Origin of the sequence: Cupriavidus necator N-1, assembly GCF_000219215.1 — a bacterium.
In the GTDB taxonomy this organism is placed as follows: domain Bacteria; phylum Pseudomonadota; class Gammaproteobacteria; order Burkholderiales; family Burkholderiaceae; genus Cupriavidus; species Cupriavidus necator.
Map to the genome: position 1 here is coordinate 1,477,425 of NC_015727.1, position 21,751 is coordinate 1,499,175.

The 21,751-nt window shown below is 64.3% G+C and carries 16 protein-coding genes; 9 read left to right on the forward strand and 7 right to left on the reverse strand.

Going from position 1 to position 21,751, the window contains the following annotated elements; translation table 11 throughout:
- Positions 1-97 precede the first annotated feature (97 nt).
- From CNE_RS36635 to CNE_RS36675, 9 genes are all read left to right on the forward strand, one after another.
- Positions 98-916, forward strand: coding sequence for a GntR family transcriptional regulator (locus tag CNE_RS36635; RefSeq protein ID WP_013959824.1), 819 nt, complete (start codon positions 98-100; stop codon positions 914-916).
- A 275-nt stretch (positions 917-1,191) separates the two neighbouring features.
- Positions 1,192-1,740: a 2,4'-dihydroxyacetophenone dioxygenase family protein gene (locus tag CNE_RS36640; RefSeq protein WP_013959825.1), complete on the forward strand. Its 549-nt coding sequence runs from the start codon at positions 1,192-1,194 to the stop codon at positions 1,738-1,740.
- 179 nt (positions 1,741-1,919) lie between these two features.
- Complete coding sequence (locus CNE_RS36645; RefSeq protein ID WP_238553181.1) at positions 1,920-2,987, forward strand: SMP-30/gluconolactonase/LRE family protein; 1,068 nt, start codon at positions 1,920-1,922, stop codon at positions 2,985-2,987.
- 98 nt (positions 2,988-3,085) lie between these two features.
- On the forward strand, positions 3,086-4,339 hold the full coding sequence (locus CNE_RS36650) for a CaiB/BaiF CoA transferase family protein (RefSeq protein ID WP_041229126.1): 1,254 nt from the start codon (positions 3,086-3,088) through the stop codon (positions 4,337-4,339).
- Positions 4,332-5,099, forward strand: coding sequence for an enoyl-CoA hydratase/isomerase family protein (locus CNE_RS36655; RefSeq protein WP_013959828.1), 768 nt, complete (start codon positions 4,332-4,334; stop codon positions 5,097-5,099). The genes CNE_RS36650 and CNE_RS36655 overlap by 8 nt, the downstream gene beginning before the upstream one ends.
- A gap of 10 nt (positions 5,100-5,109) precedes the next feature.
- Positions 5,110-6,900 (forward strand): acyclic terpene utilization AtuA family protein, encoded by a 1,791-nt coding sequence (locus CNE_RS36660; protein ID WP_013959829.1) that lies wholly within the window; start codon positions 5,110-5,112, stop codon positions 6,898-6,900.
- A complete protein-coding gene (locus CNE_RS36665; protein WP_013959830.1) occupies positions 6,897-7,712 on the forward strand; it encodes a GntR family transcriptional regulator in 816 nt (271 codons plus the stop codon). The genes CNE_RS36660 and CNE_RS36665 overlap by 4 nt, the downstream gene beginning before the upstream one ends.
- 39 nt (positions 7,713-7,751) lie before the next feature.
- The gene (locus CNE_RS36670) at positions 7,752-8,513 is read left to right on the forward strand and encodes a cupin domain-containing protein (RefSeq protein ID WP_013959831.1); all 762 of its coding nucleotides are present in this window, start codon (positions 7,752-7,754) and stop codon (positions 8,511-8,513) included.
- A gap of 53 nt (positions 8,514-8,566) precedes the next feature.
- A complete protein-coding gene (locus tag CNE_RS36675) occupies positions 8,567-9,559 on the forward strand; it encodes a Bug family tripartite tricarboxylate transporter substrate binding protein (protein ID WP_013959832.1) in 993 nt (330 codons plus the stop codon).
- Positions 9,560-9,610: 51 nt separating this feature from the next.
- Here the strand turns inward: CNE_RS36675 and CNE_RS36680 are convergent, their stop codons facing one another.
- The 7 genes from CNE_RS36680 to CNE_RS36710 all read right to left on the reverse strand — a co-directional run bounded on the left by CNE_RS36680 (position 9,611) and on the right by CNE_RS36710 (position 20,488).
- A complete protein-coding gene (locus CNE_RS36680) occupies positions 9,611-10,711 on the reverse strand; it encodes a transporter (protein ID WP_013959833.1) in 1,101 nt (366 codons plus the stop codon).
- A gap of 189 nt (positions 10,712-10,900) precedes the next feature.
- Positions 10,901-12,556, reverse strand: a complete 1,656-nt coding sequence (locus CNE_RS36685) for a bifunctional 3-(3-hydroxy-phenyl)propionate/3-hydroxycinnamic acid hydroxylase (protein ID WP_013959834.1) — start codon at positions 12,554-12,556, stop codon at positions 10,901-10,903.
- 34 nt (positions 12,557-12,590) lie between these two features.
- Positions 12,591-14,519, reverse strand: a complete 1,929-nt coding sequence (locus tag CNE_RS36690) for an acyl-CoA synthetase (protein WP_013959835.1) — start codon at positions 14,517-14,519, stop codon at positions 12,591-12,593.
- 31 nt (positions 14,520-14,550) lie between these two features.
- Complete coding sequence (locus CNE_RS36695; RefSeq protein ID WP_013959836.1) at positions 14,551-15,573, reverse strand: alcohol dehydrogenase catalytic domain-containing protein; 1,023 nt, start codon at positions 15,571-15,573, stop codon at positions 14,551-14,553.
- Positions 15,570-16,526 (reverse strand): fumarylacetoacetate hydrolase family protein, encoded by a 957-nt coding sequence (locus CNE_RS36700; RefSeq protein ID WP_013959837.1) that lies wholly within the window; start codon positions 16,524-16,526, stop codon positions 15,570-15,572. The genes CNE_RS36695 and CNE_RS36700 overlap by 4 nt, the downstream gene beginning before the upstream one ends.
- A gap of 48 nt (positions 16,527-16,574) precedes the next feature.
- Positions 16,575-17,717 carry a VOC family protein gene (locus tag CNE_RS36705; protein WP_013959838.1) on the reverse strand — a complete coding sequence of 381 codons (1,143 nt, stop codon included), beginning with the start codon at positions 17,715-17,717 and terminating at the stop codon, positions 16,575-16,577.
- Positions 17,718-19,090: 1,373 nt separating this feature from the next.
- A complete protein-coding gene (locus tag CNE_RS36710) occupies positions 19,091-20,488 on the reverse strand; it encodes a replication initiation protein (RefSeq protein ID WP_013959839.1) in 1,398 nt (465 codons plus the stop codon).
- Positions 20,489-21,751 lie beyond the last annotated feature (1,263 nt).

Sequence of the window (21,751 nt, forward strand, 5' to 3'; positions counted from 1 at the left end):
TACCGGCTCCAGCCGGCCGACGGTAGACGCCTGCCAGCTGATAGGCCGCCCGTTCTTCTGGTGCATACTCCAATGTTCTGGATATCAGGCAACTGGAATGACGGACGAACGGACTACGGGGATTGAGCGGGCGGAGCTGTCCGCTGAACGGGGTGTTGCGCAATATCAGCGGCTGGCTTCGTTGCTGAGGTACCGGATCGCAAAGGGCGAATATCCGCTCGGCATGCTGCTGCCGCCGATCACGCAGCTCGCGGCTGACCTCGGCGTGGCCGTCGTCAGCGTCCGGCAGGCGTATGAGCTGCTTTCTAAGGAAGGGCTGATTCGTAGCCAGCGGGGTGTCGGCACCCACGTGGCTGCCCTGCCCGCCGCCACGGGCGACATCGAACTGGCGATCAACGATCCGTTCGCCGCACCTGCGGCGCTCGCCTTTGAGGTACTCGAAGTCCGGCGCCGCACCGGGGTGCCGCAGGAACTGCTCGGACCGGGCGACCAGTCGGACGGCGAATACGTCTGTGTCCGCAAGCTGCACACCTATTCCGGCGAGCCGTTCTGCTACGCAGAGATCTATGTGTTGGCCCCGGTCTTCGACGCCTTGCCCAAGGACACCGCCAGGAAGAAAAAGCTTCTCGCCGCGGTGCTCGATGAACTGGGCTCGCGCAGCAAACGTGTGCGACAACGCATGACCGTGATGCCGGCGGATTTTCCTCTGTGCGACATGCTGAAGATCCCGTTCGCCTCACCCGTCGCCAAGATGTCGCGGCGTCTTCTGGATGGCAAAGGCAGCGTGCTGTACGCAGGCGTCACTTGGTATCGGGGTGACCGCTACGTCTCCGAAATCGAGATCCCGGCGTCCGCATTGAAGGCGGTGCCCGCCATCACCGAACCCCAGCGGCGAGCGGCGAGCGAGCACAAATGAAGCGATAGGTCCTTGATCCGGTCCCTAGGGTAAACAAGGGGCAGAAAAAACCTTCCTCAGCCTCTAAACTTCTAACATTAGAACTTTAGGAGTATCCAGTGACATGCGGCCGGGCAGAGGTTAGCCAGGCTTCACCGTCGCGCTGGACGCTGCTATTCCTCGGCGCATTGCCGCCACAGCTCTGAGTTTCCCGCCGGACCGGCGTGACTCTTCCGTCTCATCAAAGGGCGGCTTCCTTCCACTGTTTCACATCCTCTGACAAACGGAGACAACTCATGAATGCAAGAATTCTCGAGCAGCCCACCACGTCCACCGGCGCCAAGCTGCCGCTGCCCGCCCTGCCGCAAGACAAGCTGCTGACCGTCAACATCGAGCAGATCCCGCTGATCAAGGACGTCTTTCCGGGCATCCACATCAAGCCGCTGCGCCTGGACCCGGAGCGCGGCGAGTGGGTCTTCATGGCTATCGTGGAACCCGGTTGTTCCCTGCCGATCCACTACCACACCGGGACGGCGCAGGTGTGGACGATTCAGGGCTGCTGGAAGTATCGCGAGTACCCCGACCAGCCGCAGACGGCCGGCTCCTACCTGTACGAACCCGGCGGCTCGGTGCACACCTTCTATACCCCCGAGGACAACACCGAGGACACGATCACCATCGCCTGGATCGAAGGCGCGCAAGTGAGCTTCAACGAGGACGGCACCTTCCACTCGCTCAATGACGCGCTCTCGATCCAGTACGCACTCCACACGCTCGCGGCGGCGCGCGGCATCGGACCGATGCCCTACGTCCGCGGCAACGGCTCCGACGTTACTGAGGAATAAAAAGGCGACTTTCCACCATGGCAGGCCGCTCGTCGGCCTGCGCGGTGCCGTTCCTCTGCTCCTTTGGAGACCAGCGTGTACGACACCGATCAGATCAATTTGTGACGATCCATCAATCCGCGCGATTGAGCGAGTGCAACATGAGAATGATCAAAGCCCACAGGATGCCGATACTGCCAATGCTGATTTGGCTTGTGTTGCTGGCGACACCGCTGGCCGCAAGAGCCTGGGAGCGCGGCAAGGTTGAGACATTCGCCACCTTGCCCGCGGGTGAGGCGCATCCCGAGGGGATCACCGTGGACCGCGAGGGCAACGTCTACGTCGTCACGGTGGCGGTGGAAAAACCCAGGACGAGCGAGGGCGCGCTGCTTGTGTTCGACCCGCAGGGCAAGCACCTGCGCACTGTCACCATCAAGGGCTCGAGCCGATTGTTGCTTGACCTCGGCTTCCATCCCCGGACGGGCCAGTTGCTCGTCGTCGACTACCTGGGCGCGAAGGTCCTGAGCGTCGATCCCAGGACGGGTGCCTCGACCGTATTCATGACGGTCAGCGGCAAGAACCCCGGCCTCGACGGGATGACGTTCGACCCCGCCGGAAACGTCTACGTGACCGACGCCCACCAGGGCATCATCTGGAAAGTCGGACCCGCCGGCGGCGAAGCGTCGGCATGGGTCACCAGCGCGCTGCTGAAGCCCACGCGGATACCACCGACCATCGGCGCCAATGGCTTGTCGTTCAACAACAAGAAGACGGCCTTGTTCGTCGCCAATACGGCGAACGACACCATCGTCAAGATACCGGTGACCGGGTCGACGCTCGAGCCCGGCACGCCTGAAGTCTTCGTCAACCGGATCGGCGGCGGACCCGACGGCCTGATCATCGACGAGCACGACAACCTCTGGATCGCGTGCAACCAGTCTAACGAGATTCTAGTGCTCGAGCCGACGCAGGGGCAGGTGATTGCCAAGCTCGGCGACTTCGGCGGCATCGATCGCAAGGGGGCGCCCATCGGCTTCCTCTGGTCGAACAGCCTCGTCTTCCATGGCGGCGACGTTCTTGTCACCAACCTCTCGCTCGATGTCGAGACTTCCCTTGCGCAACTCAGCGACGAGCTCGGCCTGGCGCATCTCAAGGACAAGAATCTGCGCACCATCGATGGGCCATGGGCGCAGCGGGTGAAGCTCCACACCGTCTCGAAAATCAAGAAGCGGATACCAGGGCTGGCCAGGCCGGAGGTCGACCGATGATCGATGTGTTGTTGCAAGCGCGATGTGGCGGCCAAGCGGCAGGCAACGGTGGCCTCCCGGCCAGCCGTCATACATTGCCCCACCGAGATGAAAGGGATATGAAGAAAGACCAGACAACGGGGCCGCTGGCCGGCGTGAAAGTCGTTGACATCACGTCAGTATTCATGGGGCCCTCTGCCACGCAGATGCTGGCTGACCTTGGCGCCGATGTAATCAAGGTCGAGGCGCCGGGCGGAGACAGTACGCGCGGCATAGGTCCCTGCGGCGATGAAAAGCTGGGGCCGCTCTTCCTTGGCCTGAACCGCAACAAGCGCAGCATCGTGCTCGACCTGAAAGCGCCCGAGGGGCGGGAGGCCCTGCTTTGCCTGGTACGGGATGCCGACGTGCTGGCCTACAACGTGCGCCCGCAGGCCATGCAGCGGCTGGGGCTGGACTATGAATCGCTCGCGGCCATCAATCCGCGCCTGGTCTATGTCGGCATGTTCGGCTTTTCGCAGCGCGGACGCTACGCGCCCCAGGCTGCCTTCGATGATCTGATCCAGGCCGCAACCGGCCTGCCGCTGGCCGTTTCGCTGGGCAGTGGCGACAGTCCGCGATACCTGCCAATCACCATCGCCGATCGCTCGGTGGGACTCTATGCTTTCGGCGTGATCTGTGCCGCCCTGTATGCGCGCATGAGCACCGGCAAAGGCCAGCGCGTTGATGTCCCCATGTTCGAGACCATGGTTCCCTATGTGATGGGAGACCACCTGTATGGCGAGACCTTCGTCCCGCCCAAGGGCGGCTTCGGCTATCCGCGCCTGCTCTCGCCCGAGCGGCGACCGTACCAGACCAAGGACGGACATGTCTGCTGCCTGATCTATCACGATCATCATTGGCGGGCCTTCCTCGAGGTCATTGGCAAGCCGGAGGTGTACGACACCGATCCGCGCTACGCCAACATCAACACCCGCACCGCCAACATCACCGAGCTGTATGCCATGGTCAGCGACGAAATGGCCAAGCGCACCACCGAGGAATGGCGCACCCTGCTCAAGGACGCCGATGTTCCGGTCTTTCCGATGCACACATTCGAGTCGCTGCTGGACGATCCCCATTTGCAGGACATCGGTTTCTTCAGCGAATCGGACCACCCGGCCGTCGGGCGTATCCGGGAGATGGCGGTGCCCAGCGAATGGCATGGCACCCCACCGACCAGCCGCCGCCATGCACCAAGCCTGGGTGAGCACAGCCGCGAGGTACTGCGTGAGGCCGGCTACGACGACGACGCCATCGATACGCTGTTCGCGTCTGGCATCTCCAGGGATGGGTCACAAGTGCAACGCACCGAAGGAGAAACTCCGCATGAATGATGAACTGCTGAGCGAGGTCCGGGACGCAGCACTCTACCTGACCATCAACCGGCCGGAGCGCCGCAATGCCATCACGCCGGGGGTGCTGGAGGGACTTCGCGACGGCATCCTGCGCGCCAATCGCGACGCCGACATCCGCGCTGTGGTCATTACCGGAATGGGCGAGCAGGCGTTTTGCGCCGGCGCCGATCTGCAGACCGGCAAATCCTTTGCCTTCGATTACGCCGAGCCCTACCTGGGGATGGCGGACCTTTTCCGCTGCGCCAGGCAGTCGACGGTGCCGCTGATCGCCCGTGTCAATGGCGCCTGCATGGCGGGCGGCATGGGGCTGATGGCGATGTGCGATCTGGCGATAGCCAGCGAAGGTGCCCGCTTCGGCCTGCCGGAGGTCAAGCTGGGCTTGTTCCCGGCGCAGGTGCTGAGCGTGCTGCAGCACCTGGTGCCGCGTCGCACGCTCACCGAATTGTGCCTGTGCGGCGAGCCACTGTCCGCGCGGGAAGCGCTGACCGCGGGGCTCATCAACGATGTCAGCGACGATCTCGACGCCAGGCTGGACCTGCTGCTGACCCGCCTGCGGAACAATTCGCCCGCCGCCATCCGTCGGGGGCTGTACACGCTCAAGCATATGGAAACCATGTCGTTCGAGCAGTCCATGGCGTTCACGGAAAGCCAGATCGGGCTGTTTGCACTGACCGAGGACGCGCGCGAAGGCCAGCTGGCATTCCGCGAGAAGCGCCAGCCCGAGTGGACTGGCAGATAGGGAGATGGGAATGGACGCGAAAACGGTACGCATTGGCGGGGCTTCCGGGTTCTGGGGCGACAGCAGCGTTGGCGCGCCACAGCTTGTGCGCCACGGCGATATCGACTACCTGGTGTTCGACTACCTGGCCGAACTGACCATGTCGATTCTCGCCGCCGCCCGATTGCGCAAGCCGGAACTGGGTTACGCCACCGATTTCGTGACGGTGACAATGAAGGCCCTGCTCGGAGAGATTGCCGAGCGTGGGATTCGCGTGGTCAGCAATGCCGGCGGCATGAACCCGCACGGGTGTGCGCAGGCCATTGCCGCGCTGGCCGCGGAACAGGGCCTGACGCTGCGCATCGCCGTGGTGGAAGGCGATGACGTGATGCCGCTGCTTCCACAGCTGCGCGAAGCCGGTGTGCAGGACATGCAGAAAGGCCGACCCCTGCCGGAGAAGGTGGTCAGCGCCAACGCGTACTTGGGAGCCTTGCCGATCAAACAAGCGCTGGACCAGGGCGCCCAGATCGTCATCACCGGACGCTGCGTGGACAGTGCCGTGACGCTCGGCGTGCTGATGCACGAGTTCGGTTGGCAGGCGGACGACTATGACCGCCTGGCGCAAGGCAGTCTGGCCGGCCACATCATCGAGTGCGGGTGCCAGGCGACGGGCGGCTTGTATACCGACTGGGAAAGCGTCCCGGACTGGCACGACATCGGCTATCCGGTGGTCGAGTGCCGTGCCAACGGCACCTTCCTGGTCGGCAAGCCGCCCGCCACCGGCGGACTGGTCAATACCGCCACGGTCGGCGAGCAGGTGCTGTACGAGATCGGCGACCCGGCCACCTACCTGCTGCCAGACGTCACCTGCGATTTCACGCAGGTAACCCTTCGGCAGGCCGCACCGGACGTGGTGGAAGTCAGCGGCGCGCGCGGGCGGGCCCCGGGCAATGCCTACAAGGTCTGTGCCACCTACGTCGACGGCTTTCGCTGCAATGCACAGCTTTCCATCGTCGGCGTCGACGCGGTCGCCAAGGCAGAACGCACGGCGCAGGCGATCCTTGCCCGCACGCGCAAGCTGTTCGCGGAGAACGGGTGGGGAGACTACAGTCGCACCCACATTGAGGTGCTGGGAGCGGAGTCCTGCTTTGGGCCACATGCTGCCGTCCGGCACACCCGCGAGGCGGTGATGCGGCTGGCGGTGATGCATCCCGAGAAGGCGGCGCTGGAACTGTTCGCGCGGGAAATCGCCGCGGCGGGGACCAGTTGGGCGCCGGGCACGACGGGCTCGGCTGGCGGGCGTTCCAGTCCCTCGCCATCGATCCGCCAGTATGCATTCCTGCTCGACAAGAGCGCCCTGACCCCGGCGGTGGTGATGGACGGCGTACGCAGCGGCGTCACCGTTCCTTCGGGCAGCCCGGCGGCACCGGTCGCGGCCGCAGCACCTGCAGTCGCTGAACCAACGGGCGCCGGCCCTGCGGAACACGATACCGTCGAAGTTCCGCTGATACGGCTTGCCTATGGCCGCAGCGGCGACAAGGGGGATACCTCCAACATCGGGCTGATCGCCCGCCGGCCGGCGTACCTGCCCGTGCTGCGGGCCGAAGTGACGGTGGCGCGCGTGGCGGACTGGCTTGGGTACCTGGTGAAGGGGCCGGTGACATGCTACGAACTGCCCGGCTTCGACGCCATGAACTTTGTCTGCGAGTCAGCATTGGATGGCGGTGGCATGGCGTCGCTGCGCAATGATCCGCTTGGCAAGGGCATGGCGCAGATCCTGCTGACCATGCCGGTGCGCGTGCCGCGGGAGTTGTTGTCATGACGAGCAATGCGTCCAACGCAGCTGCCAACGAGGGCGTCATCCTCGCCGACGACGGCATCGGCGGCGTGACGCGATATCGACAACTGGCCAGCGTCATCCGGCACAAGATCGTTTCGGGCGAGTACCCGGTGGGCATGCAGCTGCCAACCGTGGACAGCCTCGCGCAAACCTACGGGATCGCCAAGGTCACCGTGCGCCAGGCCTTTGCTGCGCTGACGGAAGAGGGGCTGGTCAGCAGCCAGCGCGGTCGTGGCACCCACGTCATGAAGCAGCCGCCAGCACCCGGAGAAGGCCTGCGCTCCGCCATCAATGACGAATCGGCCCATGGCAGCGAGCTGGAAATCCGCATCCTGGAAATGCGCGAGGGCGTGGCGCTGCGGCCGGGGCTGGCCCGCCGCGGCACGCCGCTGGACAGCTATGTGATGGTCCGCAAACTGCATTTGCATGGCGGCACGCCATTCTGCCTGATCGAGGTGTATGTGGCCTCGTCAGTCTTTGCCCGCTTTCCACGCGGTGGCGAAAAGCACCACAAGCTCGGTCACCTGCTGCGCCAGGTGGAAGGCGACCGCCTTGGCATGATGCAGCAGACCATGACGGTCGAGCCGGCCGACTACATCCTGGCACGCGATCTCGCCTATGGCTTCGGGGCGCCAATCGCCAGGATCATTCGATCGACGCTGGACGTCGACGGCAATGTGCTCCTGGCAGGGGAGTTCTGGTATCGCGGTGATCGTTTCATCCTGGATGTGGAGATGCCAGCCAAGCTGACCGAGCACTACCCGGCGCTGGCCATCCCCGACAGCCGCCGCTGAGCGCGACAGCCTTCACCATTCGAGAAAGGAGACATCGGAATGACATCACCCTTTGTACGGAGGGCCACTGACGTGGCCGCATACGCACCGGCCAACCACACGGGAACGGCGAACCAGCGCATCATCGGCAAGGAGACTGTCGGCGCGCGCCGGCTCGAGGTCCTGCTGGGCACGATATCGCGGGGCCATGGCGCGTTGCCGCATGCACACCCGAACCTCGAGCAGGCGTCGTTCCTGCTCGCCGGCGAGGGCCTCGGCGAACTACCGGGAAAGCAGCGCGTCTTGCGCGCAGGGGACTGGAGCTTCAATGCGGCCGGCGTCTTCCATCGCTTCGAGGTCATCAGCGACGAACCGGTGCAGGTAATGGTGGTCTACGCGCCGCCGTACAGCGAAAACCCGAACGCAGCAGTGACTGCGACCGGCCCGGACGATCCGCGCCTTCAGGCCGGTGCCGCCGATGTCCGCGACGTTCCCGCCAGCACCGAATCGATCGAGCTGCCGCACTATCGTGGCGCGCTCGCCAGGCCGGTCATCACACGCCAGACCGTCGATTCCCGGTTTCTCGACATCTACATGGTCGATCTTGCTCCCGATGGCGGCGCCGAGCCGCACAGGCTTGGCGAGACCGAGCAGGTGCTCTTCGTGCGTGGCGGCACGATTCACGGTCGCATCGAAGGAGAGCGCTTTGCCGCCGGGACTGGGGAGTGGGTCTACGTTCCCGACGGTGCGGAGCTCAGCCTCGAATCGGCAGACGGGACGTGCGAGCTGATTGTCATTCGCGCACACGATCCGCTGTCCTGACGCAAGCGCGGCCAAGTCAATCCATCAGATCCCGGGATGCGGGAGGAGACAAGATGATCCAGCGATTTCCCCGGCGACGCATGCTCGCCCTGCTGTCCGGACTGGCAGCTGCTTGCGCGGCCCCGCAATGGGTGTGGGCAACCGGCCCGAACGAGTATCCGGAAAAACCAATTCGTGTCGTGGTGCCGTTCCCTGCAGGCAGTGGCACGGACAACATCGCGCGCTACATCGCGCGGACCATCACTGCCCAGACCGGACAGACCGTCGTCGTGGAAAACCGCCCCGGTGCCAACGGGTTCATCGCGGCCACGGCGGTCGCGACGGCGCCCGGAGATGGGTACACGATGCTCATCACGACAAATACCACCCACGCGGCCAATGCGTCCCTGTTCAGGAAGCTGCCCTATGATCCCATCAAGGACTATGCGCCGGTTTCGCTGATCGCCAAGAGCGGATTGGTCCTGGTGGTGCCATCCGACAGCCCCGTGCAGAAGGTGGCGGAACTGACCACGCTGGCGAAAAGCCGGCAAGGCAAGATGACCTTCGCCAGCGGCAGTTCTTCCACCCGGGTCGCCAGTGAGCTCTACAAGATGATGAGCGGCGCATCGGCACTGCATGTGCCCTACAAGGGCGTGCCGCAGGGCCTGACCGACTTGATGGGCCACCAGGTGGACTTCATGATTTCCGACATCAATCCCGCCCTGCCCCTGATCCAGAACGGCAAGCTGCGCGCGGTCGCCGTGACCACGTCCAGCCGCCATCCCCTGCTCGGCAATGTCCCGACCATGGCGGAAAGCGGCCTGCCAGGGTACGAGATGACGGCCTGGGTTGCTGCCTTCTTTCCTGTCAATACGCCAAAACCGGTCGTCGCGCGGATGAGCCAGCTGATTCGACAGGGATTGACGAACCCGGCGGCTACCGAATACTTCAGCCGGACAGGAGGCCAACCCTCCCCATCGACGCCAGAAGAGCTGGCCGCGTTCGTGCGCGGCGAGACCGTGAAATGGGCTGAGGTGATCAAAGCCGCCGGCATTCAGCCGGAATGACCGGCGCCGTCGGGGAGCGCCGGGAATACTCGGCCGGCCCCCTGGCGGCAGTCAGAACATCCGGATCAGTCGGACCTGGGTAAAGTTTCCGTGCTTGGCATTGCGCGACGATGTCGTCGCCATGTACTGCACGGTCAATGCCACATCGACCAGCGGGATCATCGTCGTGAAGAACGCCCCCAGGTTGTTGGAACGGAGACGGCTTGCGCCCAGCGGATTGTTCTCGTCGTCCTGGTACTGCTGGATCCGGATCCCATGCACGCCCACCACCCCGATCGGCGTTTTGTACCCGGCAGCCAGCTCCACGCCGAACCAGTTGCCGCTGCGTACATCGTTGTCCCGGTTGCGGCTGTTCAGGCCCGCGGATACCTTGGCCGCGAAGGCCAGGTTCGATGTGGGCAGGTAGGCCACCTGGATGGCAGGGCGCACCGTGTAGAAGTTGCCGTTGCCGATATCCGGGCCGGCGTCGGCGCTGTACTTCCCCGTCGGCACCACCAGCGCAGCGCTGCCCAGCACCCGCAACTTGTCGCCCACGTAGTGCCAGCCGGCGATGAGCTCGACGTCCCCGAGACCGCTGACGTCGCCGCTTTCGCTCGCGCCCTGCGCCTTGAGTGCGCCCTGGTACTGGCTGCTGAATTGCCCTTGCACGGCGCTCTGCACGTCGGCCGGAACCGCGGGACTCCAGTTGAGCACCGGCGTGGCGCCGCTCGTGCTGATTGACTGAGATTTCCTGGCGAATGGAACGTCGACGGCAAAGGCCAGCCGCCCGCCGCCATACTGCTCGCTGGTGATATAGCCGAGCACGAGGTCCCAGCGCGTCATGGTGCCGGAGGCTGGAATCTCTACCGTGCCACGCGAATAAGAGGGATAAAGGGCCGACGGCGTCGGCTTGGGCAAGGCAACGGTGCCCCCCGGAAGGCTCTGGGTCAGCTGCCCGCCATCGTCCCCGGTCACCTTGCTGACACTGACGTAGGTGGCGGCGAGCGCGCTGATAATGCCGGTCTGGTTGGGCGGCGCAAACATCTCGCCGCCCAGGCTACCGGCGAGGTTGTAGCGCGGCTCGAAGCCCTCCGCCCCCCATCCCGCGCAAGACCACGCAAGCATGGTCCATGAAACGACGGAGCGAAGCGCGTCCGCTGTTCTCGTTGCCATCTTTGTCTCCTCCGGCATCAAAGCCGTTTTGCTTTATTTTTTGACGAGCCAGGATCGACCCTTGCCTCGACCGGGGCCGGTGTGTTCGCCCGCGGTTATCGCGGGATGCCTCTGGTCGGACGGGGCGTCATCGCCAGCACATCGCTGGCGCGCGGGGGCGCACGCCAAAGCGAAAAGGTCAGACCAATGTCAGCCTGCGGCGCGCAACGCACGCGCCATGCCGTCTGGCAAGGGGCTTCCCTCTCCCAGCATTGCCAGCGACTCTCGGACGATGTCGTCGACGGCTTCGAGCGGGCCGTCGTGCAGCACGGTGCGGTCGGGACGCACGACCGCGATCCAGCCGACGGGTGCAGCCCCCGGGATAAGCTGGTCCGACATGTCCTCCCAGGAATGTCCGTCCTGCCGCTCGTGCGCCTGCTGCGGCCCATGCTCGCCTTGTCCGCAATGGCGCAGCTGCATGATGGCGCCGCCTGCCTGCCGCCATGCCGCCAGGAGGCTACGGTCGAGCATCGGCGCGGGATCGCAGCCGAATCCCGCCAGCACGAGCCGCGCCCCGAGCGCATCGTCGCTCGGTACGATGGGTGCCCCCGGCCCGCGGCGCACAAGCGCTTGCGGCAGCAGACCGCCGCGCACCAGCCTCGCGCGCGTCTTGCCGCGCTGGAACAGGCCGCGCCTGAAACGAGCCGGCGGCTTGATCTTCAGGTCCTCGAAGAAGGCTCGAGCCCAGGGCATGCGCTGCATCAGCGCCATCGCGCCATGGACGGCAAATGCCGCCAGCCGGTTGCGCGGCATCACCAGCCGGCCCATCAGGAGCGCCAGGTTGATGATGGAGCGGGCGTGTGGGCGCCGCTCGGTGTCGTAGGTTTCAAGAATGGCGGGCGTCGCCCTTCCCTGCACGACCCAAGCGAGCTTCCAGCACAGGTTGGCCACGTCGCGCAGCCCGGCGACGAGCCCCTGGCCGACGAAGGGCGGCGTGATATGCGCGGCGTCGCCCACCAGGAACGCCCTACCCTTGGAGAAACGATCGACGATGCGCGCATGGAACCGGTAGACCGCTGTGCGCTCGATCGTGATGTCCTCCGGCTTGCACCAGGGGGCGAGCAGCTCGCGGATCTTGTCAGGCGATTCCATCTGTTCACGCGTCTCGCCGGGCTGCAGCATGAACTCCCAGCGTTGCCTGCCGCCCGGGGCAACCATGTGCGGCGTAGGCCGGCGCGGGTCGCACAGGAATTCGACATGGTCGATCGGGTTGGGCACGTTCAGGGCGTCGACGACCAGCCAGTCCTGCGTGAAGGTCTTGCCTTCGAAGGCAAGGCCGGCGTGGCGCCGCACGAAAGAATTGGCGCCGTCCGCGCCCACGATATAGCGCGCGCGCACGGTGGCCGTGTCACCGCCGGGAAGACACACAGTGGCGCGCACCGTTTCGCCGTCGTCGTCAAAACCGGTGAGATCGGCGCCAAGCGCGATGCTCACGCAGGGATAGCGGCTCAAGCGGGCGCGCAAGGCGCGTTCGAGATCTGGCTGATAGAACGTGACCAGTCGCGGGTGGCAGTCCATGGTGCCGGCTGTGTTGGCACGCGCGTATCTGCCGAACAGCGGCGAATGCATCTGCACCTTGGCAATGGCCAGCGTTTCGAACGCGCCTTCCTCGAGCCCTGCCATCTGCAAGATGCGCAGCGCTTCGTTATCGAGCACGATGGCCCGGGGCGCGGTGAAAATATCAGCGGCCTTGTCGATGGCCAGGGTACGGACGCCGTAGCGTCCCAGCAGGTTGGCCGCGGTGGCGCCGACCGGGCCTAGGCCCACCAGCAAGACGTCGACCTGCTCGGGCAATGTGGTATTCATGAGCGGTTTCTCTACGGGAGGGGACTCGGCGCGTTCACACCGGGCCGTTGAAGTCGAGCGGGAACGGAAACCGTCCGAGCAGATCCTGCGCGCGCGCGACGTCCGGGGCGGGGCATTGGACGAAGGCGACGGTGCCGCGCCGGATATCCGGCCCCACGCGCACGCTGGCGGCCGTGCCGGCCTGCGCCAGGATCTCTCGGAACACTTGCCCGGCAGCGCGCATGCGCAGCTCCGCCCGGGCCACCTTGCCGACGGAAGTCAGCGGCATCTCCTGCAGGATGTCGATGCGCACCGGCACTGCAGCGCGTTCCGGCACGAGGTTGCGCGCGGCCGCCAGCAATTCGTCGGCAGCCGGGGTGAAGCCTGGCTTGAGCGTGACGTAGGCGACTGGCAACTCCCCGCTGTGCGCATCCGGCTGGCCGACCGCGGCCGCCATTGCCACGGCCGGATGCTGCAGCAGCGCGTCCTCGATCATCGCCGGATCGATGTTGTGGCCGCCGCGGATGATCAGTTCCTTGGCACGGCCGGTCAGATGCAGATAGCCGTCGGCATCGAGATGGCCGAGGTCGCCGGTATTGAGCCATCCCGGCTTGAGCCAGATGCCACCATTGTCTTGCTCGCGCAGATAGCCAGGAAACACATTGGGGCCGTTGATGCCGATGACGCCGGTTTCGCCCGGCGCGCAAGGCTCGGTGGCGTGGCCGGAGCCGTCGACCTTCCAGGCGCCGATTGCCTGGTGCGGCAGGCGCAGGCCGACCGTGCCGAGGCGACGTTCGCCCTGCGGCGGATTGAGGGCCGAGACGCACGCGCCTTCGGTCAGACCGTAGCCCTCGTACAGCGGAATGCCAGCGGCGGCTTCGAAGCGCCGCGCGACCTCGGCCGGCAGCGGCGCGGCGCCGCAAAAGGCGAAGCGCAACGACGCAATGTCGGCGCCTTCCCGCGGCAGATCGGCCAGCGCGGCGTAGATCGTCGGCACGCCGCTGAAGCTGGTGGCGCGGAACCGTTCGACCAGCTTCCAGAAGTTCGGCATCACGCCCTGGCCCCGATAGCCGGCGGGCGTCAGCATCACGACCTCCCAGCCGCCATGGAATGCGGCAAGGCCGGTGATCATCGCGCCGTTCACGTGGAACAGTGGGAGGCCGCACAGGATCGTGTTTGGCGACGGGATCAGCGCCTTGAGCATCGACGCGACGAAGACTTCATTGAGATGCGTGTGCGTCGCGACTTTGGGCAGGCCGGTAGTACCGCCGGTATGGAAATGCGAGCAGAGGTCAGTCGCCAGGATGCGGCGCTTCGAAACCAGCGTGTCCGACGGCTCGGCCGCCAGCGCCTGGTCGAAGCCGACCATCTTCACGTCCGCGCGGCATGGCCTTGACGCCGTGTCGAAGGCCGCGTCGACCCGCGCACGCTGCGCGGCAGGAAGATACGGCGCAGCGCTGACGACGAACAGGGTCCGCACCGATGGGCAACGGTCGGCCACGGCGACGGCTTTGTCCCACAGCGCGCTGTCGGAGACCGGGGCGCAGGCGACCAGCGCTTGCGCGCCTGTCTCATTGACGATGGCGGCGACATAGTCGACCTCCAGCATCGGGTTGATGGGACTGGCGATGCCGGCAGCCTGCGCGCCCAGCAAGGCGTAATGGGTCTGGGGCAGATTGGGCAGCAGCAACGCCACCGCCGTGCCGGTGGTAATGCCGGCGCGGTGAAAGGCGTTGGCCGCTTGCGTCACGCGCGCCTTGAGGGTTGCGTAATCGACGACAAAGTCTGGCGCGTCAGCCTCCCCGGTCATGACGAAGCGCAACGCGGTCTTGTCCGGATGACTGTCGCAGGCACGGCACAGCAGTTCGTAGGTGTTCTGCGCGGGCAGTTTTTCCTGCCAGGGTGTGCGTTCGAATTCGTCGATATCGGCCTGGGTCCGGATGCCGCCGGTACGCGTCCCGCGGTCGTTTATGTTATGGGGCATGCTTGTCTCCTTGTTGTGGCGCTGTCTTTTTCTAGAGTTCCCCTGGCAGCAGGACGGCCCGCCGGGGTTGGCCTTGCCCGACGTGCAGGAACGCCTGCCCGGCCTGGCTGAGCGCAAAAGTCTTAACCTCGGCGGGCGCCAGCGCCGCCGCGCAATCGGCCAGTGCCTGCAGGGCCGAAGGGTTCGGGCGGAAGGTCGTCCACCCATAGCGCGCGCCCTTCGGTATCAGCCCGCGTTTGCCACGCTTGCCAACCAGCGTGGCCACCCCGCCTCTGAACAGTCCCAGCCGGTCGAAGTTGCCAAGCAGCGGATGTACCGTGGTCGCATGACCGGCCGCGTCGGGCGCCAGCCTGCGCAGCAGGTCCGCTTCGTCATCCCAGTTGGCGAAATTCAGGGTGGCGGCGAAATGCCGCGGCAGGCTCGCCAGCGACTGGCGGTGGCGATCGACGAGTACGTCAGCGCCAGCGGCCAGGCAGGCAACGAGTCCTTTACCTCCGCCGACAGCGGTAACACTCGCTCCCAGCCTGCGCAGCAACCAGACCGCGATCTGGCCCAGGCCACCGGTCGCGCCGTGCACGAGCACGGGACGCCCGTTCACGGTCTCGCGGCAGATCCCGGCGTCGGCGAACGCGCGCGTCACGGTCAGGAAGTTGTACGGTAGCGTCGCCAGGGCGGCGGCCGGGATGGACGACGGCATCAGGCGAGCGTGTTCGGCGCGCATGGCGACATGGGTGGCATGCGTGCCCGCACTCGATGGCGGCTTGGCGCCGAACACGGCATCGCCTTCGCGCAGCCCGGTCACACCCTGGCCCACCGCGCAAACCGTCCCGACAAAATCGTTACCGAGTATGAGAGGCATGCGCGCCGCGCCCATCAGAGAGAAAAGCCTGCTGCCGTAGCCGCCGCGGCGGCGCACATCGATGGGATTGACCGCCGCGGCCTCAACTTGCACCACGATCTCGCCCTGGCGCGGCCGCGGGCGGGGCGCCGGGCGCAGCCGCAACGCGAACGCATCGCCAAAGCCGTCGATGGCGGCGATATAGCTGTCGCTCATGCCGCCACCACCCGATTGCGCTGCTCGCCCAGGTCGATGGCGCCGTCGTCGGTGCGGATCGAAGCGGTCATGATGTCGCCCGGCCGCAGGTAAGCCGGGTTGGACAAGCCCTTCTTGATGAAGAGGCGCCACTTCGCACTCTCGGACAGCAAATGCCGGAACACCCACATCGCCAGCTTGCCAGGCGCACGGGCGGCACAGCCGGCCGGCGTGCCGGTGGCGATCAGATCGCCGGCTTGCAGGTCGTGCAGCGCGGACATCTCGGTAAGCGTCTGGTGCGGCTTGAAAATCATGTCGCCGCAATAGGCGTCCTGGCGGGGCTGCCCGTTGACATGCAGCTGCATGCGGAACGCGGGCCAGCGCCGCCATTCCTCCTTGTCCAACAGCACCAGGAAAGGCCCGACCGGGCCGAAGCTGCGGTAGCTCTTGCCCTTGTAGAACTGGGCCTGCGGCAGCTGGACGTCGCGCGCCGAAATGTCGTTGACGATGGTCACGCCAGCGAGGTACTCGTGCAGCTGGTCCGGCCCGACCTGGACCGCCTCGCTCAGCGGCTTGCGCACCACGAGACCAAGCTCGATTTCGTAGTCGAGCAGATGCACATGCGCCGGCCGCACCACGTCGGCGTCGGCGGGCGCAAGGCAGGACGGGGCCTTGGTGAACAGGGTGTTGAAGCCGATCTTGTCAGGGTCCATGCCGGACTCACGCACATGGCTGGCGTAGTTGATGCCCTGGCACAGGAACTGGCGGTCAGACGTGACCGGCGGCAGCAGCGTGACGGCGTCGAGCGGCAGCGTGGCCTGGCCGGGGGTGCTGCGCCACGCGGCTTCGAGGCCGTTCGTGACGAAGTCGGCGGTGCTGGCAGAGCCGCAAGACAGGGGCGCGATGCGGCGGTCGTGGACCACACCCCAGCAGGGTTCGCCGCCGTGGAGATATCGGACGACTTTGACGGACATTTGCTTTCCTTGACGTGAGGGGGTTCGTAGAGGGGCGGATGCGCAGGCTCAGAGCCAGGGCCGCGCCTGGGTCATCACGCGGCCAAGCAGCTTCAGCCGCGCGGCCGAGAGCCGGCCGGCGCGCAGCAGCCGCGCAACCCGGAACACCGTGGCGAGATTGCGCTTGACACCCATGCCGGCGGGGACGTCGTCGCCCCATGCCCAGATGCCGGACATTTCCAGCGGCACGTAGTGGGTTTCCCGGTCGGCGGTGAAGACATCACCGTCGGCGTAGTGCTCGAATTCCATGCCGTCCGGATCGAACCAGTAATCGAACAGCTGACTGCCGAGCACATGGCGCCCGATACCCCACATATGGCGGTGGCCATTCGCGCGCAGCACGTTGTTGCCCTGGCCGAGCGCGTCGAGGTCGAGCACTTCGTATGCGCTGTGCTCGTATTTCTCCTCGATGCCGCCGGCGAGCACGAAGGCGTGATGGTCCGCGGGCGTGCTGCCGAGGTCCAGGCGGAAGAAGCAGAGATTGGGAGACCCGTCCTCCAGATACTGGACATCGGTCGGGATCAGGCCGAGATGACGCATATACCAGCGCGCCATGCCGGGAAAGTCGACGGTCTGGAGCACGACGTGGCCGAGCTTGACCACGGCCGCGGGCTCCAGCGGCGGCCGGACCGTAGCATTCACCCGCCGAAGCTGTCCCGGGTCGTTGGTGAGCGAATGCAGCGGGTCCCGCAATGGCAGCGGGTCGACCGGCTGCTGGCCGGTCACCAGCCACAGCAAGTTCCCGGCGGGGTCGGTCAGTTCGACGCCGGCGCCGCCGCCCGGAATCTCGTCTGCCTGGAGGCGGCGCGCATTCGCGTTGGCCTCGAGGTAGTCCAGGTCTGCCTCGCTGCGCACCGAAAAGGCCGCGCCGACATAACGCGAGCGCTGCCCTGGCGTCGCGAGCATCAGGCACGGCTGGGGGCCGGCGCCGCGCATCAACAGCCGGCTGCCGGTGCGCGACACGCAATGCATGCCGAAATCCGTCAGGAAGGTCTGCGTCGCGCGCAGGTCGCGCTTCTCGAACATCAGGAAGGCAAGCGCCTGGGCCTTGACCAGGGCTTCGGGCCGGTCGAGCTTCTGGACGAAGGCAGGCAGCGCACTTTCGGGGAAAGCCGGCGGCGTGCGCAGCACGCTGCGGGGCGGACGGGTCATGGCGTCTCCAATGGCCGGGCGCCGCCATAGGTGGCACCCGATGTTTTGACGACATTATCGTCATCCTGACGTTTTAGTCAATATCAAAGAGACGAGCAGACCTTTGTCCGCAGCCGCTTGCGACGTGTGCTTCATTCGGCGTGATTCGTGGGCGGCCCGCGTTATTGTGATGCTGTTTCGTCAAGCTTTTTCTCTCACAACACCAAGGCAAAAGGCCAATTGCGGCAACGGTTTGCGAGCAGCCACGCAGTGGCTTCATGGCTTGACCAGCGGTCAGGAGCCAACTAGGCGCCGGTAGACGGAAATCGTAAGGTCCAGCGCTTGGCGCTAGGCCTGAGTGGTGAAATCGATAGACACAAGGGACTTGAACAATTTGAGCCTTCGGGGGGGAAACGCCCGAAGTGAGGCCCGTCAAAGTCGGCGAGAGCCCTGGATGCTGCAGCATCCGAGCCAACGCCGAGCCAAGCTGCGGATTTCGGTGAAGGTGTAGAGAGCAGACAGCGGGCACCGTTCGCAGCCATCGCGGAGAATAGTGCCGAGCACTACGGCCAGCTGCCGAGGGCCCCAAGCTCATCGATCGCCGGCCTCGCTGGCGAACTGCGCATTAGACCTTGCGTAGCAAAAAGGGGGCCGAAGCCCCCGAGATCAGAGCAGGCCTCGCTCGGCGAAGTAATGGGACTGTTGCGACATGATCGTGTTCCGGTTGCTCGGGCGGAATTGCCCGGAACCGGCGCCAGCACGGCGCAGCGCCAGCCGTCAGAGGGTCGAGGACGGCCACGGCCGCAAGCGCCTAAGGCACGCAGCCCTTGACGGCGAGAACGTCGTGATACGGTGAAGGAAACAGCAAGACCGCTCTCCCCCCTTCGGCAGAAACCGCGGACTGGCAAGCGCAGCGCGCAGGGCCGAAGGCGTCAGCCCTCAATGGGGACCTCGCTTCGACCTCGATATCTCCCTAGGCGGCATCGGCCAAGGCTGCGCAAAGTGCGTCTGCCATGTCGCGAATCCTTACCCCTAATCCACAAATTAGCTATGCTGCTACGCCCACACCAATCATCCGCCGGCGGCGATGGCCTGAGGGAAAGTCTATGGCAAGCTTTGGGCCCGCCGCCTCGACGGCGCATGAGCGTGGCGAGCCAGTCCAAGCTCGGAGAGATCTGGCCCAGGACGACAAGCCCTCTCCGAAGCCCGCGAATTTACTTCGGATCCACATCCCGCCGGATAGCTGTGCCTCGCCAGAGGCGAGAGGCGCGGCCCGCATCCCCGACGGCAGCGCGCCGGGATGCACTTGCTAGCGTCGCGGAGATCGAACATCGCGCCGCGCAATAGTTGTTTAGCGCGCTAACACGATCAGCCAGGCAGGAAAGCTGCGGCCTTCAGGCGCGCAAGGAGGCCATACGCCCAAACACAAATTGGCCCAGGTACCATGCCAACTCTGAATTCGCCAGGATGATGTCTTCGGATACGGACGATGCCTCCAGCCTCATCCGCTTCAACACAAGCTTGCCCTCGCGCGAGGCCAACCATGCCCGGACAAAATCCCCTCGCGCTTTGGTATCCGCTGCCCCGAAGTGTTCGCGCCCTTGCCGCGATTCTTCATTCATGCGAGTGCGGGTCTCGTCTTCACGCGAGGCAACACTGCGCTCCACGCTGGTCTTGACGGCGATCTTCGCGGCGTCCTTCTGTTCTTCCTCGACAAGCAGCTTGGTCTGGACCTGGACCATCGTGCGCTCAGCCTCTGACATGCGCCAATTGTCACGCAAGGCCTTCATCAAATAGCCTGCGGGACTCTTCTTGACCTGACCGCGATTGAGCTTGAAGCGCGTGTACTCGATCGCCTGCAGGATGCGATCATCATTCCATGTCTCGCGGTTCTCGGAGAGCTCGCCAAACTGCCGGGTTGAGAGGTTGAACTCTTCCTTAAGAATCTTATAGATTTGGCTGGCATCGGACAGGCTTGCCATGACAGCGTCGGCCGTGTCCTTACGCTTGAGGAGAAAGCGAATCCGGTCGACCTTCTTCGAGGAAGTGGACTCGGTCTTGGTCTCGTAGGACAGCTCGATGTCCGAGATCTCATTGATTTCGCGGACCGCAGGCTCCAGCCAGTCGCGCTTGAAGTATTTGAAGATGTTGGCATTCGCGCCCATCTTTCCCGGCCAGGTCCGCATCTCATCAAGTTTGATCCAGTCCGTACGCCCGTTGGGCACACTCGGCAAGACCTTGTCATAGATCGCACGCGCGAGACTGCGGGTAAATGCCGTTGAGATGCGAAGGCTGAGCCAATGAGACTTGCGGGGATCTCGAATATGCGGGATCAAACTGTGATGCACATCGAAACGGACGCGGCCGCGATGCATCGCCACCATGCCGATCAACTGGACCTGGACCCAGATATCGTTCTCATCTGGCTCCCGGTCTGACGGTGTATTGGTCACGCGAACCTTGGCGTTCTGCGCCTCGTCCGCGATAGTACGCAGGTGCTTCAGATTCCGGCTGTCATAGCGCATCAACCACTTAAAGTAGTTCAGCTCGACATCGTATTGGTCAGGAACCTCCGGCTCTTGTGCCACGATGAAATACGCGGCATCCAGGAACCGTCGTGCCGCCAATCCCATGTTGACAATTTCCGTGAAGAAATTGTTGCGCTGATAGCCGATTTCACGGTTGGCCTCGTTGATGGGCATCCCGAGGTCAAACATGTCCTCAAACAATGCCAGCGCCATTTGGCGAGGCGTCGTCCTCGCTTTGACCTCCACCGGATTGTCCGTCTCCATACGCGTCTTCCCGCTCGTTTTATTGCTCGGGCGACTCTAGCATGTGATGGTGAGGTCCTGTCAACACAACAAACCTCACCTTCAGGTTGATCCGTCGGGCTGTCGGGTCAGCGTGGGTCAATGCGCACAATGAATCTCACCTGATGCACAACCAACCTCACCGATCTCCGTCACGCGAATCGTTCAAGCCTAGGACCAGTCTGGGCAAAGCGGACTTGTCCACAGGTGACGCACAATACATCTCACCTTCGGGGTGTTTGCACAATGAGCCTCACCTTGTCGGGGAATAGACCTCACCGTCATCACACAGTAAACCGCACCTTCGCAACACACGGAACCTCACCTTTGACACAGCTAACCTCACCTTTGAGAGGTTAAGTCCTTGATCAACAAGGATTTCGCAATTCTCTGTTTGTAAGTTGGGTGGTTTACTTCAAAAACATCCAACCAACATAACGCCGGCAGTCACGATGCGAACGGTGCGCGTCGGGACCCTTCGAGTTCTGCACACGTGCGTACCCATTTCTGCGTCCTGATTGATGTGATTTAACCGGGATTGCGCCGAAGCAATAGGATCGACGGACCTGTCCGACGCTACGAAGCTGGCAAGAGGATCGCTGGAAGTCCTGTAAGGACCCGCGCTCAGCCTCATGGTGAGGTTCTTTGTGCATGAGATGAAGGTGAGGTTTTTTGTGCTGGCGATTGCCGAGGTTAAACCTTGCACAATGAACCTCACCGTCCGATGAAAGGGTCTGGCCACTCAAAGGATGGTGAGGTTGATTGTGCATCGGCTGGCGCGTGTACCCCGCTCCCTGACTCCCAGCCCTGAAAAGGGCTGTCATTGCGACGAGATGATGCTCCAGCACTAGACCATGCTGCAAAGCAGCACAAATAACCTCACCATCACTGTTCTTGCCTGACGGACTTCCTTGTCTGGGCCGTGTAAAGGTGAGGTCAATTGTGCGGAAACGGCGAGCAGGTGCCCTCCCCCATACCAAGCCCTGGGCAAGACTTTGGCTGGACGGGAACGAAGGTGAGTTTCATTGTGCCGGATTTCGGCGAGTTCACTTCTCCGGTTTTGCCGAACGGCACAAATGACCTCACCTTGCCGGCGCCCGAAAGGCGATGTAGCCATTGAAGGTGAGGTCATTTGTGTCACGCTTTGGGTCCGCCAATAAGTCGAGGGATCTCCCAGCGCTTATCGGGTACCTCATGTGAACCCCAAGACGTCCAAAACTGCCTAAAGCTTAGGCAAAATCGTTG